Raw genomic sequence first — 22,438 nt, 5'->3', positions numbered from 1 at the left:
CTCAACTGAGCTCTGAGCGCATGACGTGGGGCGTATTGAAGACTTCCTCGTCCAGCTCGCCTTCGCTCTTGGCGACCAGGCAGCTGACCGCGCAGTCACCCGCCACGTTGAGGCCGGTACGCGCCATGTCGAGCACACGATCGATGCCGGCGATGATGGCAACGCCTTCCAGCGGCAGGCCGACGGAGGTCAGCACCAGCGAGAGCATGATCAAGCCGGCACCCGGCACACCGGCGGTACCGATGGAGCCCAGCGTCGCGGTCATGATGATGGTGACGTATTCGGTCATGCCCAGATCAACGCCATAGGCCTGGGCGATGAACAGCGCGCAGACGCCCTGATACAGCGCGGTGCCATCCATGTTGATGGTCGCGCCCAGCGGCAGCACGAAGCTCGAGACACCCCGCTTGACGCCCAGGTTCTGCTCGGCGGCCATCATGGTCACCGGCAAGGTGCCGGAACTGGAGGTGCTGGTGAAGGCGAGCATGATCGGCTCGACACTGCCCTGGAAATAGCGCAGCGGGTTCAAGCGCGCCAGAAAGCGCAACATGCCGCCATAGACCACGATGGCATGCACGAAGCAGCCGAGATAGACGATGCCGATCACCTTGGCCATCGGCGCGAGCATTGCCAGGCCATAGGTGCCGGCCACCCAGGTCATCAGGGCGAAGACACCGTAGGGCGTGAAGGCGATGATGATGCTGGTCATGCGGTAGATGATTTCCGCCGCGGATTCAAAGAACACGCGTACCGGACGGGCTTTCTCCCCCACCAGCGTGATGGAGAGGCCAAACAGGATCGCGAAGACGATGATCTGCAGCACATTGCCTTCGGCGAAGGCCTCGACGGCATTGGTCGGTACCAGCCCGAGCAGCGTATCGACGGCAGTCGGCGCTTCACGCACCTCGACATTGGCCGCGCTGCCCAGGTCGATCCCGACGCCCGGCTGGAAGACAGTGGCCAGCCCCAGGCCGATGGTGATGGCGACCGCCGTCATGCCCAGATAGAACACCAGCGTCTTGACGCTCAGGCGGCCGATCTTGGAGAGGTTGTTGAGCGAGGCCACACCGGTGACCAGCGAGATGAAGACCAGCGGCACGATCAGCATCTTGATGCCGCGGATGAACAGGTCACCCAGCGGTTTGATATCGGCGGCGATATCGGCACGCCCGGTCTGGTTGAGCACGATACCCAGCCCCAGACCCAGAACCAGTGCGATGAAAATCTGCTTCCACAGCGCCAGCCGTGTCCAGGGAGACAGAAAGCGCGCAATGGGCCCGGGAGAGCGTGGCAACGGGGCGGAGGAAGAGCCTGAATCAGCCATGAGTGTTTCCTTCTTGTCATTATTGTTGGCTGCGCGTGGAAGCAGCGCAGAGTGCAGACTGATGGTGATACAGGCCCCTATCCCGCGACCAATTCTTTATTTGGATTTTCCATGCAAGATTTGCATGACGACGAATTCACCCCCTACTGCGCGGCACGCCAGAGGCCATTTTCGTCCAGACGCTGCGCACGCTTTTGACACGTTCGCTGCTGTAGAACGCACGAAGCCCGCTCAATGAGCGGGCTTCGTGTTCTTACCACTATATTCAAGGTGCTGCATCCGCAAAGATCAGCGGCACCTTTTCAAGCTGTCGATCATGCTTCCGGCAGGCCGAGAGCCTCCTTGACGGCCGGCCAGGCAGGTTCGCCATCACGGGTGGTCACACCTTCCAGCCAGGCCTTGACCTTGGCCGGGTTGGCCTTCATCCAGGTTCCCGCCACCTCTTCCTGCGGGCGCTCTTCCTTGCCATAGCCATAGATGAGTTCACTCTGCTCCTCGGAGGTGAAGGAGATCTGATCCAGGAAGATGGATGCATTGGGATGTGCTTCCGACCACGCCTTGTTGGCCAATGTCTTCACATCACTGGCACCACCACCCGGGCCCCAGAGGTCTTCCGGGTCATCGAGGAACACCATGTCGTATTCGACGCCCATCCAGTGCGGAGTCCAGCCGACGAACATGACCCACTCATCACGCTTGATGGCATTGGCGACTGTCCCAAGCATGCCGGCAGTGGAAGACTCCTTGAGGTCCCAATCGCCGAGACCATAGATATCCTCATCGACGGCACGGTTGGCGATTTCACTGGAGCCCGAGCCGATCTCGATGGAATAGATGGTCTTCTCGAACTTGTCGGCAAATTCCGGCTTGTCGACGTCATGCAGTGAGGTGACACCGGCTTCGGCCACGTAACGTGGCACGGCGAAATTGGCACGTGCGCCATCCACGTTGTTGCCGAAGTCGACCATGGCATCCTTTGCCATAGCCGCCTTGTACATGGTGCTCTGCCCCGGCAACCAGGCGGCCAGGTAGACATCGACTTCCCCGAGCGAGATGCCTTCGTAAGTGATCTGCGCGCCCAGCTGGCGGGTGGTGGGGGAGTAACCCAGTGCCTCGAAGACTTCGGAGGCGATCTCGGTCTTCATGGTCACGCCCGGCCATGGCGGCGCCGCGAACACGACACTGGCATCTTCCGCGGCAGACGCCGGCGCCGACAGGGTTGCCAGCAGCAGACCACTGCCCGCCAGCGCCATGCGCAGCGGCAGGGGTTTCATCAGGTGGGACCTGGTGAAGGGAGACGACTTGAAGAAGGGGGACGACATAGTGGACTTTCCTCGTTGTTGTTATGAATACGTCATTGTCATGAATATACTGGAAACAAGCGTTTGATTGAAGACGGCCTCTGCATAAATACCACTTCTGCAAAACCCACTTCCAGCAAAGAATTCACAATACGAGCAGGCAATTGCCTACCTTAAGCGCGATCGTTGGATCGATACAAGGCTCGGCGGCCAACGACGCGCATGAAAAAGCCCCCGCCATTCGTGAAAAATGACGGGGCTTTTTCATGACGCATGCGCTGATGAATCCGAAGCTAGCGACCAGAAGCGAATGATCAGAAACTGGCGATCTCTTCCGGACGCAGGAAGCGACATTCGCCCGGCTCCAGCTCCGGGTCCAGCTCGACAGCCCCGATGGCTTCGCGATGCAGGGCTTCGACGTGATTGCCGATGGCCGCGAACATGCGCTTCACCTGGTGGTAACGGCCTTCGGTGATCCACAGCAGACCCACGGTGGCGGTTTCCATCTCGAGACGCGCCGGGCGCGTCGGCTTCTCTTCGCCATCCAGCATCAGGCCGTGATCGAAGTCCTCCACGGCGCGCGCCAGCTCATCGCCTTCCAGCGGACGCGCCAGAGTGACGCGATAGCGCTTGGCACAGGCCTTCTTGGGCGAGGTGACGCGGTGGTTCCACTGGCCGTCGTCTGTCATCAGCACCAGACCGGTGGTGTCGACATCAAGACGCCCGACGATGCTCAGGCGCTCGACATTGGGCAGATCGATCAGGTCATGCGCGCGCTCATAGAGGCCCGGCTTGCTGGTGCATTCCACATTGGCCGGCTTGTACAGCATCAGATAGCGCAGCCCCATCAGCTCCAGGTGCTCGCCATTCCATTCGACGCGCATGCCATCCTTGACGGCGCTCGCGGTGTTCTTGACTACCTCACCATCCACGGTGACATCGCCGCGGTGCACGACCTTCTTGGCATCGCTACGGCTGAGATCCGTGGTTTCGGTAAGGAATTTGTCCAGGCGCATCAGGCCTCCAGAGTGAAATGATCGGCGTCCATCCACGCCGGAAACTTGGTTCGAAACTCGTCGAGCGCGCCGCGTTCAAGCGTCACGGTCTCGATGAAGGGCTGGTCTGGCGCAGGGTCGAGGATGGGCTCGCCCTTGAAGTCGCAGACCATGGAGTCGCCGGTATAGTGCAGCCCGTTGGCGTCGTCACCCACACGGTTGACGCCCACCACGTAGGCCAGATTCTCGATGGCGCGCGCCTGCAGCAGCGTACGCCAGGGGTGACGCCGTACGCCCGGCCAGTTGGCCACGCACAGCAGCAGGTCATATTCAAAGGCGCTGTCGGCGGCGGTCTCGGCAGCACTCACGCCACCGATGACAGGACGCTGACGCAGCCAGGTCGGGAAGCGCAGGTCATAGCAGACCGAGAGCTGGATCCGAAAGCCGTTGAGCTCGACCAGCACCCGCTCATAGCCCATGCCATAACGCTCATGCTCACCGGCCATGCGGAACAGATGGCGCTTGTCATAGTGCGTCACCTCGCCGTCGGGCGTGGCCCACAGCATGCGGTTGTAACACTCGCCGTCATCCAGCACCGCGATGCTGCCGGTCATCACGCAACCACGGGTGATGGCCTGTGCCTTGAGCCAGTCGACGCTCTCGCTGGACTCCATCGGCTGCGCCATCTCACGCGAGTTCATGGTGAAGCCGGTGGCGAACATCTCGGGCAGCACGATCAGATCGGTTGCGGCATTGCGGCCATCGGCGCCCATGACCAGGCCAGCGGCATCCAGCTGCTCGCCGAGCAGACGGCAGTTCTCCGCCGGGTCTTCCCAGCGCAGGTCCGCCTGCACCAGGCTGACACGCAGTGTCGCCCCTCGCGAGGCATCACCAGCATTCGCTTGCGAGGAAGTCGCCTGTGGCTGTGTCGTCATGGTCGTCGTGCCTCCCTGCTGACTGAATGGACGCTTGAGTGGCGACTGGCGGATTCGCGGCGGCGTGAGCCTTGCCCACCCTGCCGCTGGTCGTGCCACGCCTTGAAAGCGCTCATTCTACCGTCTGTGGCGATCAGATGTGAGAGGCAAAGCATGATCTGTCACCACCGCACTGCTCAGCACGCACACGAATCCCTGGCGGCGGGTGTGAGCATCAGAAGCCAGTGATATATTGGCGATGAACGCAAAGCCGCCACGCCAGGTTGCGGCGACGTCTGTTCACCGCGAGCTTGCTCGCCCCCTTCCCATCCCGACTCACAGGAGAGCTTCATGCCTCAGCTTCGCTTCCACGGTGTCACGCCTGCCCGTCTTGCCCCCGTCTCGCGCGCACTGATCGATCAGCTGAGCGAAGCGACCGCCACCGCGCGCGACGAATTCACGCTGGAATGCATCACCACCCAGTATGTGTTCGATGGTCAGCTCGTCGACGCCTTCCCTTTCGTCGAGGTGCTGTGGTTCGAACGTGGCCAGAAGGTGCGCGATCTGTGCGCCCAGTCCATTGCACAGGCCATGAACGAGGCCGGCTACCCGGAGGCCGAAAGCTTCTTCATCGCCCTTGAGCCTTCTGGCTACTACATCGCAGGTAAACCGCTGGCGCAGGATGGTTCGAGCGACTCCGCATGAGGCGGGAGCAGGCAGGCCCCTGCGCCGAGAGTCTGGCGCAGGCGCGCCGCGAGAGCGCCAAGGGCGTCGGTTTCGGACTGGGCGCCTATGTGATGTGGGGCTGTTTTCCGCTCTATTTCGCGCTGTTCGAGGGTATTCCCGCCTGGGAAGTGCTGCTGCACCGCATCCTGTGGAGCTGCGTGTTCATGGTGCTGCTGATCAGCGTCATCCGGCGCTGGTCGCCGGTGCGCGCCGCCTTCGCCGAACCCCGCAAGCTTGTACCGGTGCTGGCCTGCTCGATCCTGATCGCGCTCAACTGGGGCATCTACATCCACGCGGTGGAGGTGCATGAGGTACTGCAGGCAAGCTTGGGTTACTTCATGACGCCGCTGGTCAATGTCGGGCTCGGCATGCTGTTCCTGAAGGAGCGCCTGACGCGCGTGCAGCTGTTCGCGCTGGGGCTGGCCGTTCTCGGCCTGAGCCTGCAGCTGATCGGCCTGACGAAACTGCCGTGGATCACGCTCTCGCTGGCTGTCACCTTCGGCACCTACGGGCTGCTCAGAAAGCGCATCGCGCTGGATGGCCTGTCGGGCCTGCTGGTCGAGACGATGATGCTCGCGCCACTCGCGCTGCTGCTGATCGGCGGTCAGTGGTTCTCCGGCGAATCGCACTTCACGGCCAGCGATGTCGGCCCGCTGGGGCTACCCGCCAGCGTGCTGATGATGTCCAGCGGCGTGCTCACCGCGCTGCCGCTGCTCGCCTTTGCCGGTGCGGCGCGTCGCCTGCGCCTCGCCACGGTCGGCTTTCTGATGTACATCAACCCGACCATGCAGTTTCTGATCGCGCTGCTGGTCTTCAAGGAAACCCTGCATCCGACGATGCTGATCACCTTCGTGCTGATCTGGACCGGTCTGGCGCTCTATACCGCCTCGACGTTCTTCCAGCATCGCGCCCGGCAGCGCGGCTGATATCACCCTTGAACTGACTTAACGAACCAAAGCGAGGATGCCCAGTCATGCCAGACCCTGCTGCAGACTCCGTGAGCAGCCGCCTGTTGCGCTTTCTGCCGCGCCTGCTGGCCTTCGCCCTGCGCGTCATCGGGCAGTTCATCGCCAACCGTGGCGTGCTGCTGGCCGGTGGCGTCGGCTACAACATCCTGCTGTCCAGCGTGCCGCTGTTCGCCTTGCTCTGCGTGCTGCTGACGCACCTGGTGGATGAAACGCGCCTGATGAGCATCATCGCCATTCAGGTCCAGCATCTGGGGCCTGGCCAGGAAGATATCCTGCTGGACGCGGTGCGCAAGCTGCTGGCCAATCGCGAGGTGATCAGCTGGATCGGCATGGGCGGCTTGCTGTTCTTCGCCGGGCTGGCCTTTCGCATGCTGGAAGACGCCATCGCGCTGATCTTCCATCAGCATCCGGTGATTCGTAAGCGCAGCGCCTGGATTTCCGCCCTGCTGCCCTACGCCTTCGTGATGGTGCTGGGCGCGGGCCTGCTGGCGCTGACCCTGCTGGTGGCGCTGGCCTCGGCGATGAATGACGCCCTGACGCTGCTGACCGGTATCGAGTTGACTCTGGGCGATGCCGGCAGCGAGGTGATCTATCTGATCAGCATCGTCGGCATGTTCGGGCTGTTCAGCGCCATCTACAAGATACTGCCCCAGACCCGCGTCTCGACCCGCCGCGCGCTGGTCGGTGGCCTGGTCGCGGCCACCCTGTGGGAGCTGACACGCCTCGCCTTGAGCTGGTACTTCACCCACCTGTCCTTCGTCGGTGCCGTCTACGGCTCGCTGGCGACGCTGATCGTGCTGCTGCTGGGGCTGGAGATCGGCGCCGTGATCCTGCTGCTCGGCGCCCAGGTGATCGCCGAGCTGGAACAGTGCTCACGCGAGAACATTCGCTGGTACCGCACGCCGGATCGCAAGCCGCTGACGCGGCTGCAATCGCGCCGCAATGCCATGCAGCATGCCGGCGAGGTCAGCGAGGAGGATGAGCTGGCAATGAGCCCAGACAGAGGGTCAAGCAGTGGTTCAAACAAGGTTGCAGAAAACGGCTCAGCAAACGGTTCAGAAAGCGGCTCAGACAAGCGCTAGTGCACGCCCTCGGAAAGCTCACCGCGCACACAACAAAAAAACCGCCCCGAAGGGCGGTTTTTTATGCTCGCGTCGCAGAGATGATGCCTGCGGTCACGCGAGTCGCTGTCGTTATCGTTGTCGTCGTGGTCGACGCCTGACGGCTATTCGCCCGCGACGACTGGGTCGACAAGCGACGCCTCAGTTGACCAGCGAGGCTTCCAGCGAGATCTCGGCGGTGAAGAGCTTGGAGATCGGGCAGCCACCCTTGGCCTTCTCGGCGGTGGACTGGAAGTCTGCCTCGCTGATGCCCGGCACATCGGCCTTGGTCACCAGGGCGACCTTGGTCACGCTGAAGCCGCTGTCATCCTTGTCCAGATGGATGGTGGCGGTGGTGTCGATGGCCTTGGGCTCATGACCCGCCTCGCCCAGCATCATCGAGAGCGCCATCGAGAAGCAGCTGGCGTGAGCCGCCCCGATCAGCTCTTCGGGATTGGTGCCGGCGCCATCTTCAAAGCGCGTATTGAAGCCGTAAGGCTGATCCTTGAGCGCACCACTTTCACTGCTGACAGTGCCTTTACCCTGCTTGACGCTACCTTCCCAATGCGCGGAACCGGTTTTCTTGATCGTCATGCCTGTCTCCTTGACCTGGGTGAACACTCAGGGCCGTTGCCCTGTACCACTCACATTGTCATGGCGCGTCGCGACTTCAAGGGGCGTCTGCCCTTTTGCCATCACAAGTGTCTGATCGATCGCATGCCGGCTGCGCCTCAATCGAGTGAGCAAGACACGCCACCCACCCCGGCGAGTGCGCCCGTCGCCACAGCCAATTATTGAACAAGAGTTGAATTCCCGCCGTGTGCCCCGATAACTGTTCTATCGATTACCTGGTGCGCAACGCCGAGTTGCAGTCACTCACGTCACCCTCTCATGTCTGGCATCGTGCGCTCGCAAGCTGGCGCAGCATTCGCCGACACCTCATACGTCGCCGGTGAATCCCTCACCCGCGCGGCTGCCGACACCGGCAGCCAGACCCGCAAGGAGTCCCCTCATCATGTTCTACAAGACCTCGACAGACATCACTGACGTCAACGCCTCTCTCCATGGCCAGCGCTCTGATCTGCTCTCAGGCAAGCGTCATGCCGCGAGCACCCGCCTGCGCCGTGGCATCGGCGCCGCCGCAGTGATGCTGGGCCTGCTGGGCCTCTCCCCGGCCCAGGCCTTCGACGAGATGAACACCGAGACAGGGACCAGCGGCGCGGCCTCTTCCCAGCATTCCTCGCAGGGCCAGCCAACGCCCAGCCACTCCAAGCGCACCGCAGACGGCGCAGCTGACAACGGCGCGCACTATCAACAGAACGAACAGCCCGAGGCACGCCAGCAAGCCAAGGACAACGCCACACGCCAGGTACAGAAAAGCCTCGATGGCGGCGAGATCGGCAGCCAGGGTGGCCGACACGCCAACACTGGCCAGGCCAAGCCGACCGAGAACTGGTTCGGCTGCCCGCCCTCCGGCAGCAGCAAGCAGAACGCCCAGTGCGACGGCAAGTGATCGCCAGCACTGAGCACTCGCCATAGGCACGATTGGCGCTGATGACGCAGGCCCCGCAACCCACGGTTGCGGGGCCTGCGTCGTTGCGCGCATATGCTTATGTGCATGGAAAGCAGCACTGCGTTGCCACTTCATGCAGCAACCCTGAATTATTTGAGAAAAAATCTCGTAAATTCAGTCAATTACATGCACAGGTTGTCAAAACGACAACACTCTCCTTCCAGCGTTCCGGCTTGTGACACCCAGGTGCGGCAGGCACGATATAGGGCATGCAGATGATCCGTCGATCATTCATTCAGGCCACCGCACTGCGTCGATCTTCACCTCTTTGTGCACGCAGACGCTCAGGGCCTACGACCGGATACCACAGCGGAATGCTTTCCGCGGGAGACGTACTAGATGACAGACACCACCGCACTGTTCACCCCCCATGCCTTCGCAGGGCTTGAGCTCAGCAATCGACTGGTGCTCGCCCCGATGACGCGTACCAGCGCGCAGGATGACGGCCAGGTGCACTTTGACATGGTCGATTACTATCGCGATTTCGCGCGGGGCAACTTCTCGCTGCTGATCACCGAAGGCATCTACACCGATGAAGCCTTCAGCCAGGGCTACGCCAACCAGCCGGGGCTGGCCAACCAGGCGCAGCAGGACAGCTGGCGTCCGGTGGTCGACGCCGTGCATCAACAAGGTGGGCGTATCATCGCCCAGCTGATGCATGCCGGCGCCCAGACCCAGCACAACCGCTTCAAGGATGAGGTCGTCGCCCCCTCCAAGAGCCGCGCCAGTGGCGAGATGCTCAGCTTCTACGGTGGCTCCGGCCCCTTCCCGCTGGCCCGCGAGATCAGCGAAGCGGAGATCCATGACGCGATCGCCGGCTTTGCCACCAGCGCCCATCGCGCCAAGGAAGCCGGCTTCGATGGTATCGAGCTGCATGGTGCCAACGGCTACCTGATCCACCAGTTCATCAGTGAGCGCTTCAATCAGCGTGACGATGCCTGGGGCGGCGACGCCATCGCGCGTCTGGCCTTCCCGCTGGCAGTCATCCGCAGCGTGCGTGAGGCGGTCGGCGCCGACTTCGCCATCGGCATGCGCCTGTCCCAGGGCACCGTGACCGAACCGAACCTCACCTGGCAGGGCGGACCTGACGAGGCCCGCGAGCGCTTCGCCAAGCTGATGGAGGCCGGGCTGGATTTCCTGCACCTGACCGGCAGTGATGTCGATGCCCCCGCCTTCCCCGAAGCAGACGACGAGCGCGAGCGCAGCCTCAGTCTGACCGCACTGGCGGCACAGGTGCGCAGCGAGAAGACCGCCGAGGTGAGCCTGATCACCAATGGCAATGTCGCCAGCGTCGCGAAGGCGCAGGCCGCCCTGCAGCACGCGGACCTGGTCGCCATCGGCCGCTCGGCGCTGGCCAACCATGACTGGCCCAAGCGCGTACAACGCGGCACCTGCCTCACCGAGTTCGACTTCTCTATGCTGTCGCCGCTGGCCACGCTGGCCAACGAGGAAGACTGGCGCATCGCCAATGACAAGCCTGCCAACTGCGAGGGTCGCTGCTGATAGCGGCTGACAGGCAAGACACAAAGAGCCCCGCCAGTTCACTGGCGGGGCTCTTTGCGTTGGTAGGCTGGACGCTCCTCGACCTGAACTCAGATATACAGCCGTTGAATCCCACTCAGGCCTTCAAGAGAGTTCCACTACTGAAGGCCAAGGCCGTCATGGCGGACATGCCGGCCTTTGTCATGCGTCCAGAATGTCCACCTGCAGCGACGCCTGCTTCGTCAGGACATCTCACCCGGGGCAATTGCTCATCATCGGTTTCTCTCAGCAATGATGGATACTGCTGCGCCCACTCAGCCAACTCCTCAAGCCCTGTGGCAAGACTGACACTGGGGCGAAAGCCGGTCAGCGTCTCGAGTGCCGAGGTATCTGCCCAGGTACGCTCGACATCCCCTGGCTGCATCGGCAGCAGACGCTTGCGAGCCGGGACACCCAGCGCTGCCTCGAGGCCATTGATGAAGTTCCCCAATGCGATGGGCTCGCCACGCCCGAGGTTCAGGACACGCGAGGGAGCGGCATTCATTTCCTGCGTCGGCGGCAGGTGCATAAGCCGGTAGATGCCCTCCACGATATCACTGACATGGGTGAAATCACGTGCCATCTGTCCATGGTTGTAGACATCGATCACCTCGTCGGCCAGCAGCTTGCGTGCGAAACGAAGTGGCGCCATGTCCGGGCGCCCGCGGGCGCCATAAACGGTAAAGAAGCGTAGCCCTGTCACCGGTAAACCATAGAGATGCGCGTAGCTGTAAGCCATCAATTCATTTGAGCGCTTCGTGGCAGCGTATAGCGAGAGCGGGCGTACACCCGCCTGGGATTCCTGCAGAGGCTGACGGGCATCATCCCCGTAAACGGAACTGCTGGAAGCATAGAGCAAATGGCTCGGAGCCGTGTCACGACAAGCCTCAAGAAGATTGACGAAGCCGACCAGGTTGCTGTCGACATAATCAAAAGGCTGAGTGATGGAGTGGCGCACCCCAGCCTGGGCCGCCAGATTGACGACGACATCAAACTCCTCTTCCTGCATCAATGTGCGAAGCGCCTCACGTTCGACAAGATCCAGCTTGACGAAGCGAAAGCTGCCCAGCCGGCGTGCATTCCCGGGGGCAGCAACGCACTGCCTGGCAAGTGCTTCGAGACGTGTCAGGCGGTGCTGCTTCAGCGCCAACGGATAGTAGGGGTTGAGATTGTCGAGACCGACGACCTGCAGGCCTTCCTTCAAGAGTCGCTCACACAGAGCAGCACCAATGAAACCTGCAGCCCCAGTTACCAGTATTTTCATGCTCATCGTTTCTCCTGAGCGGTCATGACCAACACCGTTGGTGCTGATGAGGGGCCGCCCAATGCCGCTGCGGGTACCGTCAATAATCGGTGGCGTCCCTGATGAAAGACCGGCGTGGCATTGGCTCCATCGTCTACTGCCGCCTGACACCAATCACGCATGCCGGCCAGAGGGCCTCGCGTGTCGGGTAGACGCAGACATTTGTCAGCCTCGATTATCAGCCAGCCATCGGGATGCGCTGTCTGCCAGGAATCCAGCTGACTCGAATCGCGCTTCAACTGCTTCAGCGGTTGGGTCAGTCGCCCCAGAAATTGCCAGGTTGCCTGATAGTCCCAGCCAACGACGGCCACCTCCTGGCCTTCCTGTTGATGGTGCTGAACCCATTGAGCCAGGGCAGTCTGATCCAGACGTGGCCATAACGGACGCAATGTCAGGGCCAGCAAGCAGGTCACCAGCAACACGCTGCCCAGCGCCAGTCGCCGCTGAGCATTCAGCGCGCTATTGCCCAGTGACTCAGCGGCAGGTGTTTGAGCCGTGATGGAGCGTCTCGCCTCATCCACGGAAGGCCATAGCCATACCATCAAGGCCAGCAAGCTACCTCCAGCCATGAGACACGCAAGGCTTGCGTTGCCCGAAGCCACCAGCGCTGCGTTGGTCGGCAGAAATGAGGCATCAGTCAGCCAGCCTGCGGGCATGACGATGACCGCCAACGCCAGGCTTGTCAGTCCCAGGCCACCGCTGATCATCGCCAGCAGTTTCAGCGATGTGCGAGCCGGAGGCTGGCGCAGAGCAGCCCAGGCCAGCAGCAGACTCACCGGTACCAGTAGCGGCATCAGATAATGCACTTGCTTGCCGGAGATAAGTGAAAAGACCAGCAGTGCGCCCAGTGCCCAGAAGCGTCCCAGCTTCAGCAAGGGTTGCTCTGACGTTGGCCGCCGAGCAACCGAGGCCAGAAACCCCTCGATCAGCAATCGCGGGCGCAGGCTGAGCGGGAAGATCAACATCGCCAGCCACGGTAGATACCACCATGGCGGTCGAGCATGATCCTGCGCGGAGACGACGCGGTTTGCCGTCTGGCCCCAAAGCAGATCCTCGACATAGTCGGGAGGGCCAGTGATGACGGCGGGAAGCAACCAGATGCACAACACCGCGATGCCCAGCAGCAGGCTCAACACCCAACCGCGCCACTCACAGACCCACACCTCGCGGGCTTGTGCTTGCGTCCACCAGGGGCGCGAGCCGACCACCAACAGAAACCACAAGAGTGCGACCGGCCCTTTGGCCAGCAAGGCCAACCCCAGCCACACACCACTCTCGAGCACGACGCTCAGGCTGAACGGCTGCCCTCCCTGTGGTGTACACCAGGGCCGCAACGCGCCCAGTAGACACGTCGTCAACAGCACATCGAACATCAAGGCCTGGCTATAGAGCACCCACATCAGACAACCGGCGAGTATCCAACGCACCATGCGTACCCAAAGTTCATGTCTCTGCCATTCGGCATCGGCCAGGCCAGTGGCCGGCCACAGGGTGCGGGCGACACGCCCTATCTGCCAGATACCCAGCAGACTGACCAGTGGCATCACCAATCTTGGCCAGACATCATTGACTCCGAAGACCACCCATCCGGCGTGAATCAACCAGAACAACAGTACCGGCTTGTCAGCGTAGGCCGCCCCGTTCATGGTCGAGACGAACCCACTGCCGGCATGCCACATCTCCCATGCCACCGAGACATAGCGAGTTTCATCGATGGGCAGATAGGGTCGTGCCAGCGCTGCTGACATCAGCAACACTCCCCATAGCGTCCAACATATTCGTTCGCTGGCATTCAGGTTGATCAACGAATGGGAGCCTCTTCCCACCAGGGATATCGCACATGAAAGTTGCTTCTGACACTTCATGGCTGAACCTCCGGCATCAGAGTATGTCGCTGGGGAAGTCCGATCAGCTGTGCCGCTTCATTCGAGACCGAGGTCGGCGCCAGATACATCGGCGCAGCATCGGGACTGCCCTGACATTTCACGGCCGCGCTACCAGGTAGCAGTACCCATTGCTCATCCGGCTCATTCAATGTGATGGCCTGTGCGCCATCCAGACAGGCATGCCGCTTGAGCTTGTGGGGTGTCAACAAGACCCAGCGGTTCTGCGGGGCCTCCTTCAGCCATGCATGGAGGCGCGAGAATTGGTCTTCCTCCGGCGTCTTGTAACCGAAGTGCCACAATGGCTGGCCCGCCTGCAGGATGTATTGCTCACGAAAATCGGGAATGGCCAATGCCTGGTAATCGCTCTTCTCGGCAACCTGCGCCATCAGTAGGGCAGGATTGCGAACCGGGTCCATCAATCGTGCCCCCCAGGTGCCCCACAGACTCCAGAACACCACGAGCCAAATCCCCAAGGCCAACAAGCCGTTCCGTGGTTTCAGACAGGTACAGAGCGCGATACCGCTGACACCCAGCAGCCCCCACCACCCCCACGGCACCACCCCCTCCTTTGCAGCAAGCGTCACCAATGCCGGGCACCCGAAGACACCGAGCAGTGCCGCGATCAGGAAGATGCCTGCCAGTCCGGCGCAAAGTGCAAACCCCAGCCAGGAGACATGAGGCTTACGTGACAACCCCGGCAACATGGGTGCCAGGCCGATCACCAACAGCGGCAGCGCCGGCAGGATATAGACTCCCCGCTTGCCTGGAGACAACGAGAAGAAGACCACCATCAATGCCGCACCCACCAGGGGCAGCCAGACTCGTAGATCGCGGCGCGAGAAGCGGCGAGCGAGTGCCTTCGGCCACGAGGGTAGCGTCAGCAGCAGCGGCATCCATGCCCAGGGAATCACACTGGTCAGGAAGTAATGCCAAGGCTTCAGATGATGCCAGCTGTCGGTGTATCGCTCAGCGGTCTGCTTGAGCAGGATGTTGTCGCGATAGGCGGCAAGCTCCGAATCGCCGGACACGAAGGACATCACCAGCATCGGCCCTACCCAGAGCAGCGGAGCCGCCAGTATCCAGCAGAGTCCGATCAGCAGCTCGCGTGATGTCAGCTGCCCTGCGCGACGACCACTGCTGCGCCAAGTCGATGCGTGACGCGCAGCCATCAGCCAGAAAGGCAACATCAGCAACGGCAGGAACCCGACCCCCTTGGTGAGGATGCCAAGCCCCATCGCAAAGCAGCCGAGATAGAAATAGCGCACGCCATCATTGAGCAATGCATGCCGCAACAATCCCCAGCTACCCAGCAGGATGAAAGCCGTGACCAGCATGTCGATCTGAGCCGTACGGGCCTGCAGGATGAACTGCACTGACGCGAGCAACCACAGCCCGGCAATGAAGGCTGTGTGCGGGCCATGCAGGCGACGAATCAGGTCCACGCTCAGCCCCAGAGTCGCGGCCCCGGCCACCAGCGATGGCAGGGCAAAGCCGATGCGGATATCCCCCACCAAGCCAGTGGACAAGGCACTGAGCCACATGAAGATCGGCGGCTTGTCGGGATAAAGCTCTCCCGCGCGGTGTGGCAACCACCAGTCCCCCGTGATCCACATTTCGAGGCCATTGAGCGCGAAGCGTGGCTCATCGGCAGGCCACGGCATGCGCATGCCAAGCCCGATGGCAGAGACAGATAGATACAACGCCCCCAAGACCCACCAGGGATGGCGGGAAAGTCTTCGGTACACACCGCCAGCTGGCGTCATTGCCTTCATGCGCCTGTCCCTTGGTGCTGAACGGGATTGGCATGGAGGCGTGCCACTTCAGTCTTGAGTCGGGCGTTTTCTATCTCCAGCGACGCGAGCCTGGCCTTCAGGGAGTCGTCAGTGCCCGATTCGCATTCTTCCGTCTTGCCACAAGCGTGTTCGACGACAGTGGACTCCTGCGGTGCCTGGGACGACGCTTCGCTGCCAGGCGACGTGAGTGACCGGCGATCCCGCTTGATCAAGCTCAGATTACGCAGATAGATGAAAAGCCCTGCGCCCTGACCGGCAATGAATACCGGGTCCTCGCGATGGATGGCATACGCAAGCAGCGTCATGCCACCGGCAAGCGAGAACCACCAGAAGGCACGAGGAACGATGGAACGACGTGCCTTCTCACTGGCCAGCCACTGAATGATGAAACGCGCCGAGAACAGCGCCTGGCCTCCAAAACCGACAGCGACCCACCACGGACTGACATCCATCAGCAGGCACCCCGCGCCACGTCGGCCTGGTCCGGGTTGCTGTCACCTGCTGCTGCATCGTGACCGTCAGCCTGATATCTAGAGGGGGAGTCAAACAGGCTTGTTGGCGCGGATGCAGAGGGCGTCGACACGTGCGTCCCCACCAACGGCAGCGAACCATGGTCGATGGCCTCACTGGTAGCATGGCCAAAGATATTCTCGAGCGGTGACGGTAGACGTGAGCGACGCACCAGCCACATCACTCCGACGATATCGGCAATACCGACCCAGAGCCGATCGAAGAAGCCGTACTTGGACACTCCTGCCACACGTTCGCGGTGACGGACTGCCAATGACTGCACCTTGCCACCCTGAGCGCGAACCAACGCCGGCAGAAAACGGTGCATGTGATCGAAATACGGCAGCCGAAGGAAGACGTCACGACGCATGACCTTGATTCCGCAGCCGGTATCTGGCGTGTCATCGTGCAGCAGCGCTTGTCGGATGGCATTGGCCAAGCGTGATGACACACGCTTGACGGCATCATCGCGGCGTTGCGTGCGATGACCAGCTACCAGGTCGAGCTTTTCGAGCGTTGCCAGTGACAACATGTCCGGCAAGTCCGCTGGATCATTCTGGCCATCGCCATCCAAGGTCGCCAACCATCGACCGCGCGCCAGCCGGGCAGCCTGCCACAGCGAAGTACTCTGTCCGAAACTGGTGCCGTGGTGATAGGGACGCAATCGTGAATCTTCCTGCGCAGCCTGCTTGAGCCAACTCCAACTGCCATCACTGGAACCATCATCCACCACGATGATCTCGTAGCGCTGCCCCGCAAGCGCCTCATGCACCTCGGCAATAAGGCCCGGCAAGTTGTCACGCTCATCACGAGCCGGTATCAACACCGAAACTCCTCCGCACAAGGGCTCCTCGCCCTGCGCCGAGGGGTGGTCTGGACCAGGCGATGTCATGGTGATCGCGGACTTCATGGAATAACTCCTGAGCAATGACTGGGCGTCGAGCAAGCCGGATAAATGTCAGATCCTGCAGCGATCGGAACCGGCAGGCTGCGCGTTTCTGGCAGAAAGTTTGCCCGCAAACTATTAAGGCAGGCTTAAGTGAAGCGCGGATGACAACCGCCAATGCAAGAAGCCCCCGTCGCGCTGGGCGACGGGGGCTTCAATGCAAAGACATCATTGAGTCGAAGACTCTCTTGATACGGCTATGACAGACGCTTCACTTCCCTTGCCAGTGATCCCGCCCCCACTGCCGACGCTGGTCGGGCGTGAGATACGACCAGGCGACGAAGCGACTGACCTTCTGCCCCTGGGACATCTCGATCACCCTGACCTCGCTGGCGCCACTGCGCTTGAGGGCTTTCCTGATGCCGGTCAGGCTCGCCGAATGCGCGACCAGCGAGGTGAACCACAGGCACTGCGTGGCGAGGTTGCGGCTCTCCTGGATCATGCGGGTGACGAAGGCTTCTTCCCCGCCCGGACACCAGAGCTCGGCCGCCTGACCCGCGAAATTCAGCGCTGGCGCGTTGCGTGCACGCCCCTTGCGTGAGGCATTGCCGCGCTGCTGGCGCGACTTGTCGAGCCCGCGCCATTTGCGCTGCGATTCCCGCGCCATATCGGCTTCACTGGCATGGAACGGCGGATTGCACAGCACCAGATCAAAACGCTCATCCGCACCCCAGATACCAGCGAAGTGGCGCGTGCGATCGGCCTGCAGACGCACCTCGATCTGGCCCTTGAGGCGCACATTGGCGCTCACAATCGCGCGAGCCGAGTCGATCGCCTGCGCGCTGATATCACTGCCGACCATCTGCCAGCCAAAGCTGCGATTGCCCAGCAGGGGGTAGATGAGGTTGGCGCCGGTGCCGATATCCAGCGCGCGCACGTGCTCACCCGCCGGCAGCTGACCGCCATTCACTTCACTGATCAGGTCCGCCAGGTAATGCAGATAGTCGGCGCGCCCGGGGATGGGCGGACACAGATAGCCGGCGGGAATATCCCAGTGGGCGATGCCGTAATGGCGACTCAACAGGGCCCGATTGAGCGCCTTGACCGCCACGGGATCGGCGAAGTCGATGGACTCGCTGCCAGCGGGTGTCTTGATCACGAAGGCCGCCAGTGCCGGGCTCGCCTTGACCAGCGCGGCCATGTCATAGCGCCCACGGTGCGGGTTGCGGGGGTGCAGCTGACCCTTGCGAGCCGGAATCACCTTGATGGAAGGCGCCTTGATGGAAGGCGCTTGGACGGAAGGTGCCTTGGCCGCGCTGGACTTCGCGCGGGCGGCCGGATCACGACGGTCAGCCGGGGTGGCCTGCTGACGACTGTCAGACGAGTCGTGTCGGGAGGATGCGCCGGACTTGGCGAGGGAAGCACCGCGTGGGCGGCGCGAAGACGAGGACATGACGACATACCGGACAATGACAGGGGACGCCATCTTAACAGAGGGCGCCGATCAACACAGACCGCTGACGCTCAGGACGCTACCTATCAAGCCCCTAGCTATCAAGCCTCTAGCTATCAAGCCTCTAGCTATCAAGCCTCTAGCTATCAGAGTGGGCCGCTACTGCTCAGGACAGGTCGCTACCGATCAGCGCCGCGCGCGAGTTGGCACGCTGATCGACCCGACGTGTCTGGGCGCGACGTGCCGTGGCGCGCTCGATGCTCAGCGGACAATTGCTGCAATAGCCCAGACACTCGATGCGATAACGCACGCAGCACACCTTGCGCGGCGTATGCCGTTCGCCGTGGCGGTCCATCACGTCGCTGACCGGCTGATAGAGCGGATTGCGCCGCCCGTCGGCCAGAATTCTGGTCGCCATCAGCTGACGTGCCGGCGCCGCCTGCGCGACCCAGCCCTGCTCTTCCAGCATGCCGACGATATAGACGAAGTAATGCGCCGCGTTGCTCCAGAAGACCTTGGGCCCCAGCGCAGTGTGCGGCACGAGGCGCTCGATGACGGCCTCAAGATGCGCCAGGTAGCCCTGAAAGCGCGCCTGGAGGCGCGTCGCCTCATCGGCCGACTCGATCTCCGCCGGGAGGCTTGTGCCCTGCCCCGCCGCATCATCGAGTATCAGCTGCGTGACCACGCCATGCTCGCCAAGGCGCAGCGAAAGATGTCGCAGCTCCAGCGGCAGTTGATGATCCAGCAGCAGGTTGGCCGCCAGCGGCAGCGATACCATCGAGGACAACAGGTACTTGGACCACTGGGATAGCAGCGCCTGTTCATCGGGGGCGCTGTGGTGGGAGGCGGCGTCTGCCGGGCTGGCCTCGTACTGCATGCCATGCGCGGCGATGCACGCCGCCAGCCACCCGGGGCTGAGCACATCGCGCGCCGGCACGACACGCTGGAGCGACGCCTCATCACCTGCCTGCACCTGAGCGTAGGTAGTGATCAGGTCCCGATAGGCAACCATCGGACCGGCAAAGAGCGGGGAAAGCGCGTCGATCATCGGGAAGCTCGCAGACGTGAAGAAACAGACAATGCCTCACATACTAACGAAAATTATTAGCATTTGCATATCAAAAAAGCATGATGAACAAGCAGGTCTTGCAACGGAGGTTCCAGCTCGCTGCGTCGGGCTCGCCAGCACTCACAGCCTGCCGTCCCGACACAGCCGACGACGCACCCAGGCATCGTAGACTCGCGTCAGCGCCGGCTCGATCAGCGGCCGCGTGATCAGCCACCCCAGCCAGGCAAGACCGGGGATGCGCGCAAGCAGCAGGCGATACGCCGGCATGCCCTCGCAGATCTGCCCTTGCGCTGTCTCGACATGCAACGACAGCAATGCCTGCTTGAGGCCGATGCCGCGAGCGGCGAGATGCTCGGCGTTATCCGTCGCATCCCACCACTCGACGTTGGCGTCTTGGCGCGACAGCCGCTCGTAGCGGGCGCGTTCACGACGACACACCGGGCAGCGCGCGTCGTAGTAGATCCTGATGAGTGGCAAACCGTCACGCTGAGGTCGCTGGCTGGCGATGTCCGACATGCTGGCCTCCCTCTTGTGATGAATGTGCGCGGTACGCGTTCCTCAATGAGCGTTCAGAGCGACATAAGATCAGGACGCCGCGCCGATGCGATCGGAATACTCCTTGTCTTCATAGCGATGCAGCGGCGCGTCCTCGGCACAGTCCGGGCTGGTCTGGAAGGTCTTGCGCACATCGAGTACGCCCAGGCTCTGGATGGTGCGGCGCCCCAGCAGCACCGGATAATTCATGCCGTCACGATCGCGCAGACTGAACTGCTCCTCGTAGCGCTCGCCGCCCATGCACAGTGTCATCAGCACCACCGGGCGCGTATCGCGTCCGCCTGCGCCGGACACCGTCAGGTCGCGATACAGGGGGCGCTCAAAGGTGTTCTCGACCTTGTCACCCTTGGCTTCGTCCTCGACTTCCACATCGAAACGCACCCACTCCTCGTCATCACGCTCGAAGGTCTCTATATTCTCGGCATGCATCGAGGAGGTCAGCGCGCCGCTATCCAGCTTGGCCTTCACCATCACGCCCCACGGCTCGATGGTCGCCTTCTCCACCCAGCCGAAGACCTTGTCGTCTGCCGCCTGGGCCACGGCTGGCGCGGCGAGCGAGGCAATCAAGCCGACGCCGGCGAATTGACGGGCGGCGCGCGCAAGGGATGTAGCAGCGTGTCTCGACATGGTGACTCCTGGGAAAAGTGGCGACATTGCAAGGGCAATGCCCGACATCCTTCACCATGGAGGCTTGCGCCAAGGTTAACAAGGCGTGAGAACACACCCTCGCCTGTCACCCTGTCAGGCGAAAGCAACGGGCGGTTGCGAGCAGGCGATGACCAGCCACCCTTGATATGATGCGCTGCCCCCACCAGCTATCAAGGAGGGCCGCGTCATCAGCGTACTGCTATCAGCGTATTGCTATCGGCGCACGGCCATCTGCGACATCCACTCGACGGGGGTCACCATGCAAGATCTATTACGTGAGTCACTTTCCCACTGGAGCCTGCTGCTGTGCTGGCTGTTGCTGATGGTACCGGCGCTGATCTGGGTCGTGCGTGACCTGACCACGAAGAATGCTCACCTGGCCCCGATGATGAAGTGGGTGTGGGGTCTGACCACGCTCTACTCCGGCGTCGTGGGCCTGCTGGTCTATCGCTTTGCCGGTCGTCGCCAGATCGCCGCCAACGGTGATGCCCGCAAGGGGCTGAGAAGCGTCGCGCACTGCTATTCAGGCTGCGGACTGGGGGAATTCGTCGGCGTCAACCTGGCGGTGGGCCTGTTGGCCATGGGCAATATCTCCACCGCGATCATCACCTTCATCTTCGCTTACCTGTTCGGCTTCCTGCTGACGGTCGGCCCGATGCTGCAGGGCGGCAGTGATGACAAGCCGCAGGTGATTCGTGATGCCTTCAAGAGCGAGACGGCCTCCATCGTGGTGATGGAAGTGGTGGCGATTTCCGTGGACCTCTGGCTTGCGGGCGGCGCCGGCATGCATCAGCCGCTGTTCTGGAACTCGCTGATCATTTCCCTGAGTCTGGGGCTGCTCGCCGCCTGGCCCGTCAACGTCTGGCTAGTGAAACACGGCGTCAAGGGGGGCATGGCGGACCCACGCGAGACGGACCCGCAAGCGCAGCACCATGCACACTGCTGAAGCGCGCGCACTGCTGAGGCGCGCGCACTGTCGATACGTGCAGAGTGTCGAAACGTGCAGGGTGTCAAAACGTGCAGAGTGTCGAGACATGAAAAAGCCCCGTCGGCATGCCGACGGGGCTTTTCTCTGACTGAGTTTTCACACTGACATTCGCATCCCAGTCAGCGTGAAGCTGTCAGTCGCATCACGTTCAAGACGCTGGCCTAGACGAACTCGCCGTTGTGATAGACCTGCTGCACGTCTTCACAATCATCCAGCAGCTCGAGCATCTTGTTGAGCAACTCGGCGTCATCGCCGCCGACTTCGGTATGGATCTGCGGAATGAAGCTGATCTCATCGACTTCGAAGTCGAGGTCTTCACCGTAGATGTCGGTCAGCGCACCCTTGGCCTTGAAGTACTCGGTCGTCGGCGCGAGAACCGTGATGATGCCTTCGTCGAGCTCGATGTCACTGACATCGACGTCGGCTTCCATCAGCGCTTCCAGGACCTTTTCCTCGTCCTCTTCCGCGCCCTTGAAAGCCAGGATGGCGCGGTGGTCGAACATGTGCGACACCGAACCCTGCGCGCCCAGCTTGCCCTTGCCCTTGTTAAAGCAGGTGCGGACTTCGCCGAAGGTGCGGTTGTTGTTGTCGGTCAGACAATCAACGATGACCATGACGTTGCCCGGACCAAAGCCTTCATAGCGCGCCAGAGCGAAGTCTTCGCCGCCGGTGCCCTTGGCCTTGTCGATCGCCTTGTCGATGACGTGAGTCGGCACCTGGTCCTTCTTGGCCTTCTCGATGAGACGACGCAGGCTCAGGTTGCCGTTGGGGTCGAGGCCACCGCTCTTGGCCGAGACGTAAATCTCGCGCCCGTAACGTGAATACACGCGTGCCTTGTTGAGAGAGGTACGCGCCATTGATTCTTTACGGTTCTGGAATGCTCTTCCCATGCAAGTCGACTCTTGTCCGCCTGAATTCAAATGCC

21 protein-coding genes are annotated in these 22,438 nt (G+C 61.9%); 6 read left to right on the top strand and 15 right to left on the bottom strand.

Annotated elements, in window-relative coordinates; genetic code table 11:
* Position 1: 1 nt before the first annotated feature.
* The 4 genes from U0O11_RS06130 to U0O11_RS06115 form a co-directional block, all read right to left on the bottom strand.
* On the bottom strand, positions 2 to 1,324 hold the full coding sequence (locus U0O11_RS06130) for a dicarboxylate/amino acid:cation symporter (protein WP_324692117.1): 1,323 nt from the start codon (positions 1,322 to 1,324) through the stop codon (positions 2 to 4).
* Between the two features lie 314 nt (positions 1,325 to 1,638).
* On the bottom strand, positions 1,639 to 2,598 hold the full coding sequence (locus tag U0O11_RS06125; protein ID WP_284892439.1) for an ABC transporter substrate-binding protein: 960 nt from the start codon (positions 2,596 to 2,598) through the stop codon (positions 1,639 to 1,641).
* A gap of 341 nt (positions 2,599 to 2,939) precedes the next feature.
* A complete protein-coding gene (locus U0O11_RS06120; protein ID WP_054555772.1) occupies positions 2,940 to 3,641 on the bottom strand; it encodes a pseudouridine synthase in 702 nt (233 codons plus the stop codon).
* The gene (locus tag U0O11_RS06115; protein WP_153635444.1) at positions 3,641 to 4,555 is read right to left on the bottom strand and encodes a nitrilase family protein; all 915 of its coding nucleotides are present in this window, start codon (positions 4,553 to 4,555) and stop codon (positions 3,641 to 3,643) included. The genes U0O11_RS06120 and U0O11_RS06115 overlap by 1 nt, the downstream gene beginning before the upstream one ends.
* A gap of 330 nt (positions 4,556 to 4,885) precedes the next feature.
* Here U0O11_RS06115 and U0O11_RS06110 point away from each other — a divergent pair, with 330 nt between their 5' ends.
* The 3 genes from U0O11_RS06110 to U0O11_RS06100 are packed head-to-tail and all read left to right on the top strand — an operon-like array spanning position 4,886 to position 7,310.
* Positions 4,886 to 5,239 (top strand): DUF1904 family protein, encoded by a 354-nt coding sequence (locus U0O11_RS06110; protein ID WP_215824197.1) that lies wholly within the window; start codon positions 4,886 to 4,888, stop codon positions 5,237 to 5,239.
* Positions 5,236 to 6,186 carry an EamA family transporter RarD gene (gene rarD, locus U0O11_RS06105; RefSeq protein WP_324692114.1) on the top strand — a complete coding sequence of 317 codons (951 nt, stop codon included), beginning with the start codon at positions 5,236 to 5,238 and terminating at the stop codon, positions 6,184 to 6,186. Before U0O11_RS06110 ends, rarD begins: the two co-directional genes overlap by 4 nt.
* Before the next feature lie 47 nt (positions 6,187 to 6,233).
* Positions 6,234 to 7,310, top strand: coding sequence for a YihY/virulence factor BrkB family protein (locus tag U0O11_RS06100; protein ID WP_324692112.1), 1,077 nt, complete (start codon positions 6,234 to 6,236; stop codon positions 7,308 to 7,310).
* Positions 7,311 to 7,490: 180 nt separating this feature from the next.
* On the opposite strand, the gene U0O11_RS06095 is transcribed toward U0O11_RS06100, so the two are convergent.
* Positions 7,491 to 7,922, bottom strand: coding sequence for an OsmC family protein (locus tag U0O11_RS06095; RefSeq protein WP_324692110.1), 432 nt, complete (start codon positions 7,920 to 7,922; stop codon positions 7,491 to 7,493).
* Positions 7,923 to 8,343: 421 nt separating this feature from the next.
* On the opposite strand from U0O11_RS06095, the gene U0O11_RS06090 reads away from it, so the two are divergent.
* Both U0O11_RS06090 and U0O11_RS06085 read left to right on the top strand, forming a co-directional pair.
* Positions 8,344 to 8,841, top strand: coding sequence for a hypothetical protein (locus U0O11_RS06090; RefSeq protein ID WP_324692109.1), 498 nt, complete (start codon positions 8,344 to 8,346; stop codon positions 8,839 to 8,841).
* A gap of 399 nt (positions 8,842 to 9,240) precedes the next feature.
* Positions 9,241 to 10,404 carry an NADH:flavin oxidoreductase gene (locus tag U0O11_RS06085; RefSeq protein WP_324692107.1) on the top strand — a complete coding sequence of 388 codons (1,164 nt, stop codon included), beginning with the start codon at positions 9,241 to 9,243 and terminating at the stop codon, positions 10,402 to 10,404.
* A gap of 115 nt (positions 10,405 to 10,519) precedes the next feature.
* Here U0O11_RS06085 and U0O11_RS06080 read toward each other — a convergent pair whose 3' ends face one another.
* The 9 genes from U0O11_RS06080 to rloA3 form a co-directional block, all read right to left on the bottom strand.
* Positions 10,520 to 11,686: an NAD-dependent epimerase/dehydratase family protein gene (locus U0O11_RS06080; protein WP_324692105.1), complete on the bottom strand. Its 1,167-nt coding sequence runs from the start codon at positions 11,684 to 11,686 to the stop codon at positions 10,520 to 10,522.
* A 2-nt stretch (positions 11,687 to 11,688) separates the two neighbouring features.
* Positions 11,689 to 13,530, bottom strand: a complete 1,842-nt coding sequence (locus U0O11_RS06075) for an ArnT family glycosyltransferase (protein ID WP_324692103.1) — start codon at positions 13,528 to 13,530, stop codon at positions 11,689 to 11,691.
* 56 nt (positions 13,531 to 13,586) lie between these two features.
* Complete coding sequence (locus U0O11_RS06070) at positions 13,587 to 15,278, bottom strand: ArnT family glycosyltransferase (RefSeq protein WP_324692101.1); 1,692 nt, start codon at positions 15,276 to 15,278, stop codon at positions 13,587 to 13,589.
* A 101-nt stretch (positions 15,279 to 15,379) separates the two neighbouring features.
* On the bottom strand, positions 15,380 to 15,856 hold the full coding sequence (locus U0O11_RS06065) for a lipid-A-disaccharide synthase N-terminal domain-containing protein (RefSeq protein ID WP_240548732.1): 477 nt from the start codon (positions 15,854 to 15,856) through the stop codon (positions 15,380 to 15,382).
* Positions 15,856 to 16,740, bottom strand: a complete 885-nt coding sequence (locus tag U0O11_RS06060; RefSeq protein WP_324692099.1) for a glycosyltransferase family 2 protein — start codon at positions 16,738 to 16,740, stop codon at positions 15,856 to 15,858. Before U0O11_RS06060 ends, U0O11_RS06065 begins: the two co-directional genes overlap by 1 nt.
* 331 nt (positions 16,741 to 17,071) lie before the next feature.
* Complete coding sequence (rlmF, locus tag U0O11_RS06055; RefSeq protein ID WP_324692097.1) at positions 17,072 to 18,253, bottom strand: 23S rRNA (adenine(1618)-N(6))-methyltransferase RlmF; 1,182 nt, start codon at positions 18,251 to 18,253, stop codon at positions 17,072 to 17,074.
* Between the two features lie 166 nt (positions 18,254 to 18,419).
* Positions 18,420 to 19,301 carry a siderophore-iron reductase FhuF gene (gene fhuF / locus U0O11_RS06050; RefSeq protein WP_324692096.1) on the bottom strand — a complete coding sequence of 294 codons (882 nt, stop codon included), beginning with the start codon at positions 19,299 to 19,301 and terminating at the stop codon, positions 18,420 to 18,422.
* A 141-nt stretch (positions 19,302 to 19,442) separates the two neighbouring features.
* Entirely contained in the window at positions 19,443 to 19,838 is a 396-nt protein-coding gene (locus U0O11_RS06045) for a thiol-disulfide oxidoreductase DCC family protein (RefSeq protein ID WP_225347842.1), read from the bottom strand.
* 69 nt (positions 19,839 to 19,907) lie between these two features.
* The gene (gene rloA3 / locus U0O11_RS06040) at positions 19,908 to 20,504 is read right to left on the bottom strand and encodes a retropepsin-like aspartic peptidase RloA3 (protein ID WP_052384744.1); all 597 of its coding nucleotides are present in this window, start codon (positions 20,502 to 20,504) and stop codon (positions 19,908 to 19,910) included.
* Between the two features lie 280 nt (positions 20,505 to 20,784).
* Here rloA3 and U0O11_RS06035 point away from each other — a divergent pair, with 280 nt between their 5' ends.
* Positions 20,785 to 21,471 (top strand): DUF4396 domain-containing protein, encoded by a 687-nt coding sequence (locus U0O11_RS06035; RefSeq protein WP_324692092.1) that lies wholly within the window; start codon positions 20,785 to 20,787, stop codon positions 21,469 to 21,471.
* A 203-nt stretch (positions 21,472 to 21,674) separates the two neighbouring features.
* On the opposite strand, the gene U0O11_RS06030 is transcribed toward U0O11_RS06035, so the two are convergent.
* On the bottom strand, positions 21,675 to 22,403 hold the full coding sequence (locus tag U0O11_RS06030) for a YebC/PmpR family DNA-binding transcriptional regulator (protein ID WP_054557332.1): 729 nt from the start codon (positions 22,401 to 22,403) through the stop codon (positions 21,675 to 21,677).
* Positions 22,404 to 22,438: the final 35 nt, after the last annotated feature.

Source organism: Cobetia sp. D5, from assembly GCF_035666195.1.
GTDB lineage: Bacteria > Pseudomonadota > Gammaproteobacteria > Pseudomonadales > Halomonadaceae > Cobetia > Cobetia amphilecti.
Note: the sequence above shows the minus strand (reverse complement) of the source record. Positions and strands in the feature narration are given on the sequence as shown.